13 protein-coding genes are annotated in these 16254 nt (G+C 71.4%); 6 read left to right on the forward strand and 7 right to left on the reverse strand.

Annotated features, from left to right (window positions below; all coding sequences use genetic code 11):
* Positions 1-6: 6 nt before the first annotated feature.
* Positions 7-2505: a glycoside hydrolase family 9 protein gene (locus tag AB0G11_RS01310; protein WP_357583159.1), complete on the forward strand. Its 2499-nt coding sequence runs from the start codon at positions 7-9 to the stop codon at positions 2503-2505.
* 57 nt (positions 2506-2562) lie between these two features.
* Positions 2563-4125 carry a cellulase family glycosylhydrolase gene (locus AB0G11_RS01315; protein WP_357583161.1) on the forward strand — a complete coding sequence of 521 codons (1563 nt, stop codon included), beginning with the start codon at positions 2563-2565 and terminating at the stop codon, positions 4123-4125.
* 141 nt (positions 4126-4266) lie between these two features.
* Here the strand turns inward: AB0G11_RS01315 and AB0G11_RS01320 are convergent, their stop codons facing one another.
* Positions 4267-4803 carry a hypothetical protein gene (locus tag AB0G11_RS01320; RefSeq protein WP_219501532.1) on the reverse strand — a complete coding sequence of 179 codons (537 nt, stop codon included), beginning with the start codon at positions 4801-4803 and terminating at the stop codon, positions 4267-4269.
* A 21-nt stretch (positions 4804-4824) separates the two neighbouring features.
* Complete coding sequence (locus tag AB0G11_RS01325) at positions 4825-5892, reverse strand: lytic polysaccharide monooxygenase (RefSeq protein WP_219501549.1); 1068 nt, start codon at positions 5890-5892, stop codon at positions 4825-4827.
* Positions 5893-6114: 222 nt separating this feature from the next.
* Here AB0G11_RS01325 and AB0G11_RS01330 point away from each other — a divergent pair, with 222 nt between their 5' ends.
* Positions 6115-7485, forward strand: coding sequence for a cellulose binding domain-containing protein (locus AB0G11_RS01330; RefSeq protein WP_219501550.1), 1371 nt, complete (start codon positions 6115-6117; stop codon positions 7483-7485).
* On the opposite strand, the gene AB0G11_RS01335 is transcribed toward AB0G11_RS01330, so the two are convergent.
* From AB0G11_RS01335 to AB0G11_RS01345, 3 genes are all read right to left on the reverse strand, one after another.
* On the reverse strand, positions 7482-8789 hold the full coding sequence (locus tag AB0G11_RS01335; protein ID WP_219501551.1) for a serine/threonine-protein kinase: 1308 nt from the start codon (positions 8787-8789) through the stop codon (positions 7482-7484). The two genes, AB0G11_RS01330 and AB0G11_RS01335, sit on opposite strands and share 4 nt — an antisense overlap.
* On the reverse strand, positions 8776-9747 hold the full coding sequence (locus AB0G11_RS01340; RefSeq protein ID WP_219501552.1) for a LacI family DNA-binding transcriptional regulator: 972 nt from the start codon (positions 9745-9747) through the stop codon (positions 8776-8778). Before AB0G11_RS01340 ends, AB0G11_RS01335 begins: the two co-directional genes overlap by 14 nt.
* A gap of 115 nt (positions 9748-9862) precedes the next feature.
* Entirely contained in the window at positions 9863-12019 is a 2157-nt protein-coding gene (locus tag AB0G11_RS01345; RefSeq protein WP_219501553.1) for a transglycosylase domain-containing protein, read from the reverse strand.
* 116 nt (positions 12020-12135) lie between these two features.
* On the opposite strand from AB0G11_RS01345, the gene AB0G11_RS01350 reads away from it, so the two are divergent.
* The 3 genes from AB0G11_RS01350 to AB0G11_RS01360 all read left to right on the forward strand — a co-directional run bounded on the left by AB0G11_RS01350 (position 12136) and on the right by AB0G11_RS01360 (position 14102).
* Positions 12136-12660, forward strand: a complete 525-nt coding sequence (locus AB0G11_RS01350) for a MarR family transcriptional regulator (protein ID WP_357583163.1) — start codon at positions 12136-12138, stop codon at positions 12658-12660.
* Between the two features lie 73 nt (positions 12661-12733).
* Entirely contained in the window at positions 12734-13102 is a 369-nt protein-coding gene (locus AB0G11_RS01355) for an STAS domain-containing protein (RefSeq protein WP_219501555.1), read from the forward strand.
* A 67-nt stretch (positions 13103-13169) separates the two neighbouring features.
* Positions 13170-14102 carry a sporulation protein gene (locus AB0G11_RS01360; RefSeq protein ID WP_357583165.1) on the forward strand — a complete coding sequence of 311 codons (933 nt, stop codon included), beginning with the start codon at positions 13170-13172 and terminating at the stop codon, positions 14100-14102.
* Positions 14103-14114: 12 nt separating this feature from the next.
* On the opposite strand, the gene AB0G11_RS01365 is transcribed toward AB0G11_RS01360, so the two are convergent.
* Together AB0G11_RS01365 and AB0G11_RS01370 are read right to left on the reverse strand one after the other, a co-directional pair.
* Positions 14115-15272, reverse strand: a complete 1158-nt coding sequence (locus AB0G11_RS01365) for a glycosyltransferase family 4 protein (RefSeq protein ID WP_219501567.1) — start codon at positions 15270-15272, stop codon at positions 14115-14117.
* A complete protein-coding gene (locus AB0G11_RS01370) occupies positions 15269-16141 on the reverse strand; it encodes a sulfotransferase (protein ID WP_357583167.1) in 873 nt (290 codons plus the stop codon). The genes AB0G11_RS01365 and AB0G11_RS01370 overlap by 4 nt, the downstream gene beginning before the upstream one ends.
* Positions 16142-16254 lie beyond the last annotated feature (113 nt).

Raw genomic sequence — 16254 nt, forward strand, 5'->3', positions numbered from 1 at the left:
CCGCTCGTGAAGAGGGTCGCCGCCGTCGCGGCGGCGGCCCTCGCCGTGCCCCTGATCGTCGCCGCGCCGCCCGCCTCCGCCGCCCCGGCATTCGCCTACGGCGAGGCGCTGCAGAAGTCGCTCTGGTTCTACGAGGCCCAGCAGTCGGGCGAGCTGCCCGACTGGAACCGCGTCAACTGGCGCGGCGACTCGGGCCTCGACGACGGCGCGGACGTCGGCCTGGACCTCACCGGTGGCTGGTACGACGCCGGCGACCACGTGAAGTTCGGCTTCCCGATGGCGTTCTCCGCCACCATGCTGGCCTGGGGCGCGGTCGAGTACCGCGACGCCTACGCCGCCTCCGGCCAGCTCACCCATCTGCTCAACAACCTCAGGTTCGTCAACGACTACTTCGTCAAGGCGCACCCGTCGCCCAACACGCTCTACGGCCAGGTCGGCCACGGCGGCAGGGACCACGCCTGGTGGGGCCCGGCCGAGGCCATGGCGATGGACCGGCCGGCGTACAAGATCGACGCGTCGTGCGGCGGGTCGGACCTGGCGGGCGAGACGGCGGCGGCGATGGCCGCCTCCTCGATCGTCTTCCGGCCGACCGACCCCGCGTACGCGGACAAGCTGGTGACGCATGCCAAGCAGCTGTACTCCTTCGCCGACACGGTCAGGAAGAAGTACAGCGAGTGCATCACCGACGCCCAGGGTTACTACAACTCCTGGAGCGGGTTCACCGATGAGCTGGTCTGGGGCGCGATCTGGCTGTACAGGGCCACCGACGACCCGGCTTTCCTGACCAAGGCCGAGTCGACCTACGACAGCCTCGGCACCGAGCCCCAGACCTCCATCAAGTCGTACAAGTGGACCATCGCCTGGGACGACAAGTCCTACGGCGCCTACGTGCTGCTGCACAAGCTGACCGGCAAGCAGAAGTACCTCGACGACGCCAACCGCTGGCTCGACTGGTGGACGGTCGGCGTGAACGGCTCGAAGGTGCGCTACTCGCCGGGCGGCCAGGCGGTGCTGGACCGGTGGGGGTCGCTGCGGTACGCGGCCAACACGGCGTTCGCGGCGCTCGTGCACAGCGACTCGATCAGCGACGCCACGCGCAAGGCCCGTTACCACGACTTCGCGGTGCGGCAGATCAACTACGCGCTCGGCGACAATCCGCGCAACTCCTCGTACGTGGTCGGGTTCGGCACCAACCCGCCGAAGGCGCCGCACCACCGGACCGCGCACGGCTCGTGGACGGACCAGATATCCACACCTGTGGAAAGCCGTCACACGCTGTACGGCGCGCTCGTCGGCGGGCCGCCTGACCCGGACGACGCCTACACCGACAAGCGGGACGACTACGTGATGAACGAGGTCGCCACCGACTACAACGCGGGCTTCACCAGCGCGCTCGCCCGGCTCTACAAGGAGTACGGCGGCGCGCCGGCGGCGGGCTTCCCGGTCGCCGAGACGCCCGACGGGCCGGAGATCTTCGTGGAGGCCGGGGTCAACGCCTCCGGCACGAACTTCACCGAGATCAAGGCCATCGTGCGCAACCAGTCGGGCTGGCCCGCCCGGGTGCTGTCCGACGGGTCGTTCCGCTACTACTTCACGCTCGACGGGGCGACCACCGCGTCGCAGATCACGGTGTCGTCGGCGTACACCCAGTGCGCGGCGCCGACCCTGCACGCGGCGGGCGGCAGCACCTACTATGCGGCCATCGACTGCTCCGGGCAGGACATCGCGCCCGCCGGGCAGTCGCAGCACCGCCGTGAGGTGCAGTTCCGCATCGCCAGCGCGGGCACCTGGGACCCGGCCAACGACTGGTCGTACCGGGGCATCCCGACCACGCCGGGCACGACGCCGGCCCGTACCTCCAACATCACGCTCTACAGCGGCGCCACCAAGATCTGGGGCAACCCGCCGGGGCCCGAGGAGGAGGACGACACCCCGCCCGGCGCCCCGGGCAAGCCGGCGGTCTCCGCGATCACCGGCTCCACGGCCAGGCTGTCGTGGACCGCGGCCACCGACAACGTCGGCGTCAGCGGCTACGACGTCTACCTGGACGGCGAGAAGGCGGGCACCGCGCCGGGCACGACCTTCGAGCTGACCGGGCTCGACGCCGACACCGAGTACACGGTCCACGTGGTGGCCAGGGACGCCGCAGGCAACAGCTCCGAGCCGTCGGCGAGCACGTCCTTCGCCACCACCGACACGCCGCCGCCCACCGGCGGTTGCACGGCGACGTACAAGCTGGTCAACTCCTGGAGCGGCGGCTATCAGGCCGAGGTGACGGTGAAGAACGCCGGCACGTCGGCGATCGGCGGCTGGACGGTCTCCTGGGCGCAGTCCGGCACCGTCAGCCAGCTCTGGGGCGGCAAGCACAGCCAGTCCGGCGGCACGCTCACCGTCGGCAACGAGGCCTGGAACGGCGCGCTCGCTCCCGGCGGGACCGCCTCCTTCGGCTTCATCGCGTCGGGCAGCGGGGCGACCCCTGACCCGATCACCTGCACCACCGCCTGAGAACCCGGGTCCCGCCCTCCCCGGTGGGGGGCGGGACCTCCCAGCGAAAGGCACCACATGAGATCCCGGCTCGCCGCGCTGGCGGCACTCCTGCTCCTCCCCGTCGTCCTGATCGCCTCTCCCGCCCACGCCGCGACCGGCCTGCACGTCAGCGGCACGAAGATCGTCGAAAAGGGCGGCCAGGAGTTCGTCATCCGTGGCACCAGCCACGCCCACACCTGGTACACCTCGCAGACCCGGGCGTTCGCCGACATCAAGTCGCTCGGCGCCAACGCCGTCCGCGTGGTGCTCAGCGGCGGGCGCTGGACCGCCAACGGCGTCGCCGACGTGGCCAACGTCGTGTCCCTGTGCAAGCAGAACAAACTCATCTGCATCTTGGAAAATCACGACACGACGGGCTACGGCGAGCAGAGCGGCGCCGTCACCCTCGACGCCGCCGCCGACTACTGGATCAGCGTCAAGAGCGCCCTGGCCGGCCAGGAAGACTACGTCATCGTCAACATCGGCAACGAGCCCGTCGGCAACAACGCCGTCACCCCCGGCTGGGCCGCCGCCACCACGGCCGCCATCCAGAAGCTGCGCGCCAACGGCTTCGACCACGCGCTCATGGTGGACGCCCCCAACTGGGGCCAGGACTGGCAGTTCACCATGCGCGACAACGCCCGGGCCGTCTTCGACAGCGACCCGGACAAGAACACGATCTTCTCCGTCCACATGTACGGCGTCTTCGACACGGCAGCGGAGATCACCTCCTACATGGACGCCTTCCGCACCGCCGGGCTGCCGCTGGTCGTCGGCGAGTTCGGGCACAACCACTCCGACGGCAACCCCGACGAGGACACGATCATGGCCCAGGCCGTCAGCCGCGGCCTCGGCTACCTCGGCTGGTCGTGGAGCGGCAACGGCGGCGGCGTCGAGTACCTCGACCAGGTGACGAACTTCGACGTCGACCAGCTCACCCCGTGGGGCCAGCGGCTGTTCAACGGCGCCGACGGCATCGCCGCCACCGCCCGCGAGGCCGCGATCTACGGCGGCGGCGGCCCGGACGACACCACCCCGCCCACCGCCCCGGGCGCCCCGGCGGCCTCCGGCATCACCACCACCGGCGCCACGCTGACCTGGACCGCCTCCACCGACAACGTGGGCGTCACCCGCTACGACGTCCACGACAGCGGCGGCGCCCTGCTCGGCAGCTCGGCCACCCCGTCGATCAGCCTGACCGGGCTCACCCCCGGCACCGGTTACACGGTGTACGTGCGGGCCAGGGACGCGGCGGGCAACCAGTCGGCGCCCTCACCCACCACCGCGTTCAGCACGCTCCCCGGCGGCGGCGAGGGCGACTGCGAGGTCACCGCGACCGTCGGCAGCCAGTGGGGCAACGGGTACGTGGTCTCGCCCGTTTCGGTGACCGGCACCGGCTCCGGCTGGACCGTCACGTTCACCCTGCCCGCCGGGCACACGATCGTCGGCTCCTGGAACGCCGCCGTCACGGTCGACGGACAGAAGGTGACGGCCAGGAACCTCGGCTACAACGCCTCGCTGCCGGCCTCGTTCGGCTTCCAGGCCAGCCGGCCCAGCGGCTCGACCAGCGTGGCCTCCGGCTACGCCTGCGCCGGCTGAACCCCCGTACCACGCCCCTGAGGAGGTGAGGCCCGTCCCCCTGCTGTGAACCGCCCCTACGACACCATCCCGCCCGGATGGCGTGAACGCGGCCGGCCCGGAGAGTCCTCCCCCTCTCGCCGGCCGCGTTCGACCTGCCCGCTAACGCGCCTCGGTGAACCGCCGGCGTGCCGCCTCGATCACCTCGTCATCGGCGAACTCGGCGAACGCCTCCTCGTGCAGGCGCGGCGGGATGACCAGCCTGACCCGCTCCGGATAGCCGGCGCCGGGCTCCGGCACCCGTACCTCGACCGGGTCGTGCAGGCGCACGGCCAGCGGGCCCGACACGCGCACCGACATCGCCCACTCGGCGCCCGCGCCGGTGATCGCGCACATGTGGCGGGCGTAGACCCACCGCACCTCGGACACGGTGGCGGCGTTCTCCGGCGCGACGCCGAACGGCTCGACGGCGCACACGACCCGCCCCGCGTCCTCACCGAACTCGTGGCCGTGCTCGTGGTGCTCGGCCGGGGACGACTTCTCCAGGATCTCCGTCACCCGGGCGGCGAGCGGCTCCCTGAGCTGCGACGGCAGCCCGGGCCGCCACAGGTTCGCCGCCACCGCCGCCCCGGCGACGGAGGCCACGACCACGGCGGTGACGGCGATGACCCGTCCCCGCCGCGCCCGCGGCCTCCGCATGTCTTCCAGCATCCCGATGACCTACGCGGGCGTGCAGGTCAGCGCGGGCACGGGACTCGGCACGCTGCCCGTGCCGTTGAAGCCGAACGTGGTGGAGCCGTTCGGCGCGATCTGCCCGTTGTAGGAGGCGTTCTTCACCTCGACCGACGGCGGCTGGCCGCTCAGCACGCCGTTCCAGGGCGAGCCTTCGAAGCCCTGGCCGCCGCTGAAGGTCCAGTTGACCTTCCAGCCGTTGATCGCGGTCGTGCCGGTGTTGCGGACGGTCACCTCACCCTGGAAGTGGCCGGCCCAGCCGGTGTCGGTGGCGCGCAGCGTGGCCGTGCAGCCCCCGGGAGGCGGCGGGTCGGTCGGGGTGATGGTCGGGTCGGGGCTGGGGCTGGACGTGCTGCCGCCGGGGCCGACCCCGGTGACCTCGCCGTTGCCGCCGTCGAAGGTGACGTCGGAGCAGCTGTAGAAGTTCTCGTTGCTGTCCGACCTGATCCAGTGGACGAAGATCATGTGCCGGCCGCTCTTGCCCGAGGGCAGCTGCACGTTCCAGTAGTAGTAGCTGAGCCCGCCGGGCCCGCCCGACTGCGGCGGGTTGCTGACGCTGCCGAACTGCTCCAGGTCGGACCACTTCAGCGGGGCGTTCGGGTTCCAGCCGTTCTTGGTGACGTAGTAGACGAACGAGCCCGGGTGCGCGGCCCAGTTGCTGTGCCGCATGGTGATGCTGGCGCCCGACGTCAGGTGCGTCAGCGGCCAGTCGTTGCGCACGGCGTTGTAGGCGGTGAAGTCGTACGGGCCGCCGGTGCCGGCGCTGCAGATCTGGCCGTCGGGGATGAAGCCGGTGGTCCGGCCCCCGGCGTCGGAGCGCAGCACCGCGAACCAGTTGTAGAGCGGCGTGGTGCCGCTCTGCGCGACGGCTGCCGCGCAGGCCGGGTTGTAGGGCTGGATGGCGCCGTTCTCGCGCAGGCCGTCCTGCCAGCACAGGAACGTGCGACTGCCGGGGAACATGGTGACGCCGTGCGCCTGGGCCGGGACGACCAAGGCCGCGGTGATCAAAGCCAGGGCCGCGGCGACCGCCACGGCCGCCGAACGGAAGACTCTCATGGGTGATTCCTTTGCTCGCATGACGAAGGAACCCGCCACGACCCGCCCGCCCGGCAGCACTCGCGTGGCCGCATTACAACACGTCTTCACTTCGTTCGACAACGTGGCGTGAAACTTTCAGCCGATCACCGTGCAGGTTTCCCCTGGTGCGCGCTGTGACGGCCCGGCCCGCCGCCCCCGGCCGGTTGCCGGGCGTCCGGACGCTGGCGAATCCTGCGTGCCATGAGGCGCTTATACCTGTTCGTCGGATTCCTGCTCGCCACCTTCATCGTCGCCGCCCCGGCCGAGGCCGCGCCGGTGATCTGCGAGAAGTACGGCTCCACGAGCGTCCAGAGCGGGCGCTACATCGTCCAGAACAACGTCTGGGGCGCCGACACGGCCCAGTGCATCGACGTGGACCAGAGCGGCGGCTTCACCGTCACCCAGTCCGCGCACAACAACTCCACCAGCGGGGCCCCGGCCGGCTACCCGTCGATCTACGCGGGGTGCCACTACGCCAACTGCACCACCGGCAGCGGCCTGCCGATGCAGGCGAGCGCGAGCGGCTTCGGCAACCTGCGCTCCAGCGTGCGCATGACCTATCCGGGCAGCGGCACGTACAACGCCTCCTACGACCTGTGGTTCGACCCGACGCCGCGCACCGACGGGCAGAACACCGGCGCCGAGCTGATGATCTGGCTCAACCGGCAGGGCTCCATCCAGCCGATCGGCAACCGCGTCGGCACCGTGAACCTGGCCGGGTCCTCCTGGGAGGTCTGGTTCGGCAACATCGGCTGGAACGTCATCTCCTACGTCCGCACCTCCCCGGCGACCTCGATCGACTTCGCGATCGACACGTTCTACGCGGACGTGGTCAGCCGAGGCTACGGGCAGCGCTCCTGGTATCTGACGAGCGTCCAGGCGGGCTTCGAGCCGTGGATCGGCGGCGCGGGCCTGGCCGTGGACGACTTCTCGTTCACCACCACGGGCGGCGGCACCGACACCACCCCGCCGACCACCCCGTCGGGCCTGCGGACCGCGAACACCACCGCCACGGCCACCACCCTGTCGTGGAACGCCGCCACCGACTCGGGCGGCAGCGGCCTGGCCGGCTACGACATCCTGCGCTCGACCGGCGGCGGCGCCTACACCCAGGTCGGCACCACCGCCTCCACGTCGTTCACGAACACCGGCCTGGCCCCCGCCACGACCTACAGCTACCGGGTCCGCGCCAGGGACGGCGCCGGCAACACCTCGCCGGAGTCGGCGGCGGTCACGGCCACCACCCTGCCGGGCAGCGGCGGCGGCGACTGCGAGGTCACCCCCACCACCCAGACGAGCTGGTCGACCGGCTACGTCATCCAGCCGGTGACCGTCACCAACGGCAGTTCCTCCGGCGCGAGCCGCTGGTCGGTCACGTTCACGCTGCCCGCGGGCCACGCGATCGCGGGCTCCTGGGGCGCGACGCTCACCACGAGCGGCCAGACGGTGACGGCCACCAGCCTGCCCTACAACGGCACGCTGGCGCCCGGCGCGAGCACCACGTTCGGCTTCCAGGCCACCCGCCCGGCGTCGAGCACCCAGCTCCCCTCCGGCTACACCTGCGCCTTCTAGGGCGCCCGCCGGGCGGCGGTGATCTCGTTGAGCGACACCTCCAGCGCCGACCGGCACCCCGGGGTCAGCCTCCCTTCGCGCTCGCGGTCGGTGAGCTTGCGGCGCAGGGAGGCCAGCCCGGTCTCCTCCTGGCCCGGCGTCACCAGCACGCCGCGCAGCACCTGCTTCAGGTCGAGCGCCACGTCACCGTCGGTGGCCCCGCACACGGCGGTCTCCAGCGCGCTGTGGAACCCGTCGACGGCCTGCCGCATGGTCCGCGCCTCGACCGGCGGGCTCTCGGACCCGGGGAACGGCTCGGCCTGCGGGATCGGCTCGGACCGCGTGAACAGCTCGGACTCCGGGAACGACGCCGCGGCCGTGGGCGAGGGGCCCGCCTCCGGCCCGGCCCGCTCGGCGGGGGGCTGGAACCACACGAGCACCGACATGGCCAGCGACGCGGCGACCGACATGACCGCCGCCGCGCCCACGACCGCCAGGCCCTTGCGCAGCCGCCTGGGCAGCGTGAGCGCGGCGGCCAGCGCCGTGGCCACCTCGTCGGCCGTGGGCCTGCGGGCCGGGTCCGGGTCCAGGCAGCGCTGGCAGAGCGTGGCGACCGCGTGCGGCGCCCCCGCCGGGCGCGGCGCCGGCGAGGTGCGGCGCGCCGCCTCGATCTCCTCCCACGTGGTCTCCGGGTACGGGGTCCGCCCGGTGATCATGGTGAACAGCAGCACGCCCAGCGCGTACACGTCCACGGCCGGATGCGTGGGGGCGCCGTCGAGCCGCTCCGGGGCGACGTACGGCGGGGTGCCGCGGTCGTCGTCGGGGTCGCCGGCCCAGGCCGCGATGCCGAAGTCGAGCAGTTTCGGCCCGTCGGCGGTCAGCAGCACGTTCTCGCCGGTGACGTCGCGGTGCACGAGCCCGCGCGCGTGCCCGGCGGCCAGCACGCGGGCCAGCCGCACGCCGATGGCCGCCGCGCGCGGCCACGGCAGCGGCCCGCCCGCCACCCGCTCGGCCAGCGGCGTGCCGTCGAGCAGCGGCATCACGACGTAGGCCGCGACCTCCCCGTTGGCGGTAACGGCCTCCCCGTAGTCGTAGATCTCGATCGCGTCCGGATGGATGAACCGGGCGGCGGCCCTGGCCTCGCTCCGCGCGCGCATCCGGTCGACGAGACCGGTCTGCAGGGACGAGGTCAGCACCTTGACGGCGACGACCCGCTGCAGCGACTGGTCGAAGGCCCGCCAGATGACGGACATGCCGCCGGTGGCCAGCGGGTCCAGCAGCAGGTACCTGCGGGCGAGGATGTCCCCGGGCTCATGCCGAGTCACGGATGACCAGTTCCGTGGGGAGGATCGGGTCGATGCCCGTCGTTCCTGACAGCAGGAGCCGGGTGGCGATGGTGGCGACCTCCTCAACGGGCTGGCGGACCGTGGTCAGCGTCGGATTGGTGTGCCTGGCGACGGGCGCGTCGTCGAACCCGATCACCGCGACGTCGGCGGGCACCCGGCGGCCGGCCCGCCGCAGCGCCTGGATCGCGCCGGCGGCCATCAGGTCGGAGGCGGCGAACACCGCGTCCAGGCCGGGAGCGTGGCGCAGCAGCCACTGCATGGCGTGGGTGCCGGAGGCCGCGGTGAAGTCGCCGTAGGCGACGGGCACCTCGGCCATGCCGGCCTCGCGCAGGGTGCGGACGAGCCCGTCGAGCCGGTCGCGGGCGGCGGGCAGCGACGGCGGGCCGCCGATGGCCGCCACGGCGCGGCGGCCGGTGAGCAGCAGGTGCTCGGCCGCCTGCCGGCCGCCGTCCTGGTTGTCGACGTCGGCGAACGGGAGCTTGAGGTCGTGGGGCGGGCGGCCGATGTTGCGCACCGCGATGCCGGAGGTGCACAGCTTGATGGCCAGGGGATGGCGCTCACGGGCGCCGATGAGCAGCACTGCGCCGGACAGCGTGGGCAGCGTGGACGAGGCGGGGTTGACGGTCGTCACCATCAGATGGGTGCCGTGCTCGGCGACGACGGCGCCGGTGGCCGACAGGAGCCGCGCGTAGTACGGTTCGGAGAATAATCGCGGCAGATGATCGCAGACGACCGCGGTCACGCCTGTCGCGGCGGCTCTCGACACCGATCCCCTGGGGGCTCGTTGGCGCACGTAACCCATCCGGGACACCGCTTCGTAGACCTGCCTGCGGGTCGACGTGCTGACCCGGACGGAGCCGGTGAGAACTCGGGAGGCGGTTGCCGGGGAAACCCCAGCGGCCGCCGCGACCTGTGCCAAAGTGGGCTGCTCGGACATTCTCAGCACCTCGCGCCGAAGATCCCTGGGAGCGCTCCCACGTTATCAATGTTTCGCCGCCGTTAACAGGCCCTCTGTACTGGGCCATTGGCAGCGAGTAAGGAAGACGGTGAGCTCAGCGGCCGATCCCGTCGTCGAAGCGCACGGTGCCGTCACCCAGTTCGAGGTCCTCCCGCTGGCCGGCCTCGTCCCGGTCCCGCTGCACCGGCGCGCAGCTGGAGCCGCAGCCGCCGAAGCGCGCGGTGTTGATCGGGTGGAACGGCGTCGCCTTGGTGCCCTTGAGCGCCGCCATCATGGTGTCCTTGAAGATCGGCCCCGGCACGCTCGCGCCGAACACGGAGCCGTAGTACTTGCCGCCGATGGTGACGCCGTTCAGCTTGTACTTCTGCGCCCCGCGCGGGTCGCCGATGCTCACCGCGCCCGCCAGGTCCGGCGTGAACCCGGCGAACCAGGCCGTCGCCTGCGCGTCGGAGGTGCCGGTCTTGCCCGCCACCGGACGGCCGATCCCGCCCACGCCCCGCATCGTGCCGTGGGTGAACACGCCCTGCAGCACGTTCGCCGCCGCGTCGGCCACCTCGGGGTCCAGCACCTGCTTGCACTTCGGGTCGTACTTCTTGACCTTGCCGTAGCGGTCGGTGATCTGCGTGATCACCATCGGCTCGCAGAACTTGCCCCGGGCGCCGATCGCCGCGTAGGCGTTGGCCACGGTGACCGGGTCCATCTCGTTCGTGCCGAGCGTGAACGTGGAGAACTCCAGCAGCGGCAGCCCGTCGGCCCGCTCGATGCCCAGCGACTTCGCGGTCTTGATCGTGTCGCAGAGGCCGACCTTCTCCTCCAGCTTCATGAAGAACGTGTTGACCGAGCCCCAGGTGCCGGTCTGCAGCGTCTTGAAGCCGCCCGAGCCCTCGTCGTTGGTGACGGTGTGCGACGGGTCGCCGATGCTCTCGCCCTTGCAGTTCTTGAACGTCGAATAGCCGGGCGCCCGGTAGCCGGCGCCCACCGACAGGCCGTCGTTGATCTTCATGCCCTCCTTGAGGGCGGTGAGCAGCGTGAACGTCTTGAACGTTGACCCCGGCTGGAAGCCCACGCCGCCGCCGTGCGCCGCGTTGGCGACCACGTTGTACGACATCTCGTTCTTGCGCTTGTTGTTGCCGTACTTGCGGCTGGCCGCCATCGCCTTGATCTGGCCGGTGCCCGGCTCGACCAGCGCCTCGGAGGCCACCGGGCGGTCGGAGGCGTGCACGTGCTTCTTGATCGCGGCCTCGGCGGCCTTCTGCATCTTGGGGTCGAGCGTGGTCCGGATCGTCAGGCCGCCCCGGCTGAGCAGCTGGGCGCGCTCGGTCTTGGACTTGCCGAAGATCGGGTTGCCGAGCACCTCGGCGCGCACGTACATGCAGTAGTACGGGTACTTGCTGGTCTCGCAGCCGCCGGGCAGCGGGGTGCCCTTGTAGCCGAGCTTCTTGGCCTTGGCCTCCTCGGCCTGCTGCGGCGTGATCTTGCCGAGCTCCGCCATCCGGTTGAGCACGATGTTGCGGCGCTCCAGCAGGGCGGCGCGCTGCTTCCTGCCGAGGTTGGGGTCGGTCCTGTTGGGGTTCTGCACGGCTCCGGCCAGCGTGGCGGCCTGGGCCAGGTCCAGCTCGGAGGCCGAGACGCCGAAGAACCGCTTCGCCGCCGCCTCCACGCCGTTGGCACTTGCGCCGAAGTAGGCGATGTTGAGGTACTTCTCCAGGATCTGGTCCTTGGTGTACTTCTCCTCGATCGCCATCGCGTAGCGCAGCTCGTTGAGCTTGCGGGCGTAGCTGGCCTCCGTCGCCGCGGCCTTCTGCTCGTCGGTGACGGCGGAGTTGACCAGCACCTGCTTGACGTACTGCTGGGTGATGCTGGAGCCGCCCTGGGCGATGCCGCCGGAGCTGAGGTTCTTGGCGAGGGCGCGGATGGTGCCCTCGATGTCGATGGCGCCGTGCTCGTAGAAGCGGAAGTCCTCGATGGAGATGATCGCGGTCTTCATCACCTCGGCCACCTGGGAGAGCGGGATGACCTCGCGGTACTCCTCGTAGAAGGTGGCGATCTCGTTGCCCTTGGCGTCCTGGACCGTGGTCTTCTCCGCCAGCGGCGGCTCCTTGAGGTCCTCGGGCTTGAGGTTGAGGTCCTCCGAGGCGCTGACGAACATCGCGCCGGCGCCGCCGATGGCCGGCAGGGCGATGGCCGCGGCCAGCACGCCCGCCGCGGCGGCGGCCCCGGTCAGACGAAGGATGCTCGTACCCCGGCTCATGGTGCAGGAACCTCCCCGATAGCCAATTCAACCCCGTCCCAAACCATATAGGCCTCACGAATGCCGCGTATCCGGATCGATGTGATCGTGGTCTCACCTCCGTAGAATCGTTGACCATGACCGCCGAACCCGACCCCATGGACGCCGTCCTGCGACAGTGGCGCCGGGAGCGGCCCGATCTCGACCTGGAGCCGCTCGGCCTGTTCGCCCGGCTGGTCCAGGTCACCAGGCTGCTGGAGGCGGACGTCGAGCGCGTCTTCGCCCGCCACGGGCTGCGCCCCGGCGAGTTCGACGTGCTGGCCGCGCTGCGCCGCGCCGGAAGCCCGTACACGATGATCCCGTCGGAGCTGTCCGCGGTGCTGCGGCTCTCGCGCGCCGGGATGACCAACCGGCTCGACCGGCTGGAGGCCGCCGGGTTCGTCGAGCGCAGCCTCGACCCCGACGACCGGCGCAGCTTCCGCATCGCGCTCACCGGCGAGGGCCGGCGGGTGATTGACGCCACGCTCACCGACCACGCCGCCAACCTGCACCGGCTGGCCGCCCTGGTGCCGTCCGGCGAGAGCGCCGCGCTCGACCGCGTCCTGCGCTCGATGCTGCGCGACCTCACGGGTGAGCTCACCGGCGATCCGGGGGGCGACTGAGGGGGCGGTCACGGCCTACGTCCTACCCCCGAGTCACCGGACTAACGGCAGGACCCCGGGGAAGGCGTAGTGCGTGGCCGCTTTGCGCATCGAGACGGTCCGGCACCGGGAGTGCACGGTCCTGGTGGCGGCCGGCGAGCTGGACCACGCCGGGCGCGAACGGTTCAGCGCCCACGTCGACGCGGTGTGGGACTGGTCGCCCGGCCCGGTGCTCGTGTTCGACCTGGCCGACCTGATGTTCTACGACTCCTCCGTCATCGGCGTGCTGGCCGCGGTGCTGCAACGCATGCGGGCCGAGGGCAGCGGCGAGGTCATCCTGGCCCGGCCCACCCCCCACCTGGTCAACGTGCTGCGGCAGACCGACCTGCTCGGCCACGTGTCGCTGAGCCAGAGTGTCGACGTCGCCGTGGCCGAGCTGATGCTCAAGACCGCCAGGGAATGACGGGAACCGCGCCGCACCGGTGATCGTTCTCCGGTACGCCAGCCGTACCGGAACGGAGAGTAATCACGTGGTTTTCAAGCGGATGCTGGGCGCCTTCGGCGTCGGAGCCCCCTCGGTCGACACCGTCCTCACCACCCCGCGGGTGCGGCCCGGCGGGCTCCTGGCGGGTGAGGTGCGGCTGAAGGGCGGCGACTTCGACGCCGAAATCGAGCACGTCACGCTGGGCCTGGTCGCCCGGGCCGAGGCGGAGATCGGCGACGGCGAGGCCCACGGGCTCGCCGAGCTGCACCGGATGCGGGTCTCGGGGCCGTTCACGCTGGCCAAGGGGGAGGAGCGGACGATCCCGTTCGAGGTCGCCGTGCCGTGGGAGACGCCGGTGAGCGAGGTCGGCGGGCAGCCGCTGACCGGGATGGGGCTCGGCGTCCGCACCGAGCTGGCCATCGCCAAGGCCGTCGACAAGGGCGACCTCGACCCGCTGAGCGTGGAGCCGCTGCCGTCGCAGCAGCGGGTCATGGAGGCGTTCCTGCAGCTCGGGTTCGCGTTCAAGTCGGCGGACGTGGAGGTGGGCCGCATCCACGGCATCCACCAGGAGCTGCCGGTCTACCAGGAGATCGAGTTCTACGGGCCGCCCGGGCAGATCAAGGAGGCGGAGCTCACGTTCGTCGCCGACGCCGAGGGGATGCACGTCGTCATCGAGGCCGACAAGCGCTCCGGCGGCTACGGCGACGCCATCGGCCGCTTCCGCGTCGGGCACGACGAGGCCCTGCACAAGGACTGGGCGGCCGAGATCGGCGGCTGGCTGGCCGGGCTGAGCGCCTACGGCGGCGGCCACCACCACCAGGGCCACCACTACCACGAGGAGCGCCACCACCACGGGGGCGGCGGGCTCGGCGGGATGGTCGCCGCCGGGGCGATGGGCGTGGTCGGCGGCATGGTCGCCGGCGAGCTCATCGAGGAGGCGTTCGAGGGCGGCGAGGAGGAGGGTGACGGCGACTGGTAGCCGCCGTCACCGTCAGCGGCGGGCCGGTTCGCCGAGCAGCTCGGCGAACAGGTCCGCCCACTGGGGCATCACCACGTCGGGGCCGTAGGCGCGCGAGGTCACCACGGCGGCCTCGCCCATCTCCAGGCGCTTCCTGCGGTCGGCGACGACCTCCTTGAGCGCGGCGGCGAGCGCCTCGGTGTCGCGCGGCGGCACCAGCACCCCGTCGACCCCGTCGGTCAGCACGTCGCGCGGCCCGGTCGGGCAGTCGAAGGCCACGACCGGCAGCGCGTGCGTCATGGCCTCGATCATCACCATCGGCAGCCCCTCGAACCGGGAGCTGAGCACGTAGACGGAGGCGTCGGCCAGCTCCGCGTCGAGCCGGTCGGTGCGGCCCATGAGCGAGATGTGCCCGGTCATGCCGAGCTCCTCGATGCGGGCGGCGAGCTGGGGCTTGCGCGGGCCGGTGCCGAAGATGCGCAGCCGCCACTCCGGGTGCTCCCTGACGACCTCGGCGAAGGCCGGGATGAGCATGTCGAACCCCTTCTGGGGCACGAGCCGCCCGGCGGCGAGGACGACCGGGTTCTCCTGGCGGGAACGTTCCTGGTCGACCTTGTGCACGGCGTTGGGGATCTGCACGATCCGGGCGCCCGGCAGCAGTTGCTGGTATTCGCGCTGGTTCGTCTTGGTGAGCACGGCGACGGCGTCGAACCTGCCGTAGTAGCGGGCGATGTCGCGCCGGATCGTCTCGGGGTAGGCGGTCAGGTTCATGTGCTCCTGGGCCACCTTGACCACGCCCTTGCCGGCCCGGCGGGCGGCGATCAGGTTGAGCGCGGGCCTGGTGGTGACCAGGATGCCGTGGTCGAGCCCGGCGACGTAGTCCATGACCGCCTTCTCCACCCGTTCGGTGAAGTAGTCGGCGGCGAACTCGCCGCGCGGCACGATCTTGCCGCGCACCCGGCGCCACGCCTTGCGCGGCAGCGAGTCGGCCTGCCTGCCCTGCCGCTGGTCGACGAGCGTGCTGACCCGGACGCCCGGGTGGATGGCGAACTGCGCCTTCTCCCGCCGCCGCACCACACTGATGATCTCCACGTCGTGCCCGTACTCGGCCATCGCGTTGGCCTGGTTGATCACGGTGCGGATGGTGCCGCCCATGCCGTAGGCGTGCAGCATCAGGTAGCGGATCTTCACGGGAGGTACCCCCAGCTCCGGCACATCGGCTTGAGCGATTCGGGGACGGACTCCTCGGGCGGGAGCTCGCGGCCCGGCTGGACGGTGCCGGTGCGGATCTTGTCCCGCCAGTCGCCGAGGCCCTTCTGGATGACCGTCTGCTCGCCGTAGGAGAGCATCCCGGCCTCCCACTCCACGCCCAGGAACTCGCAGATCTCCCGGGTGACCTTCTCCGGCTCGGCGCTGAGGTCCTCGTAGCGCACGGTGAGGCCGGGGAGCGCGGACTTGGCCCGCTGCACCGCCTTCATGTAGCGCAGCGCGTCGAGCGCGGCCTCGTCGGGGGTGCGCTTGTCGGGGCTGGCCTCGTGCCAGGAGGTCGCGATGGAGGCGGGGTGGCGCAGCAGGAAGACGAACCGCGCGTCCGGCCAGCAGGTGGCGAGCCGCTCGTAGGCGAAGGCGTTCGCCGGGGTCTTGTCCACGATGTAGCGCTTGCCGCTGCGGACCAGCTCGCGGTGCAGGACCCGGTCCCAGAGCAGGTGCTCCAGATCGGCCTGGTTGTGGCCGAGCGCCGCCATCGCCTTGCTGGCCAGGGTCGTGCCGAACTCCACTCTGAGGCGCCGCACGTGGAGCTCGTGCGGGGCGTGCAGTGCCGAATGAGCGTTGAGGATCGAACGAAGCAGGGTGGAGCCGGACCGCACCGGCGAGATGATGAAGACGGGGGCGGTGAGGAGCCGGTCCGCCGCCGGGTCCGCCGGCGGCCGGATCTCGACCTCGGCCGGCTTGGCGGGCGCGGGGGCCGCCGCCTTCGCAATACCCTGGTTCCCTACTCGATTGACCTGGAATCCGGTGAACCTGACCAGCGCCTTGCTGATCTTACGCTGCCAGCTCATGCAGAGGGAGACTACTCATCCTTCCTGGTAGTTCCCTGGGAATCGGGGGTCGATACGGAACCGTGACGGCGCCGTATATCCTCGACCATCTCATTGCTTCCTGCTGGAGCCTC

Source organism: Nonomuraea sp. NPDC023979, from assembly GCF_040639085.1.
Lineage (GTDB): Bacteria > Actinomycetota > Actinomycetes > Streptosporangiales > Streptosporangiaceae > Nonomuraea > Nonomuraea ceibae.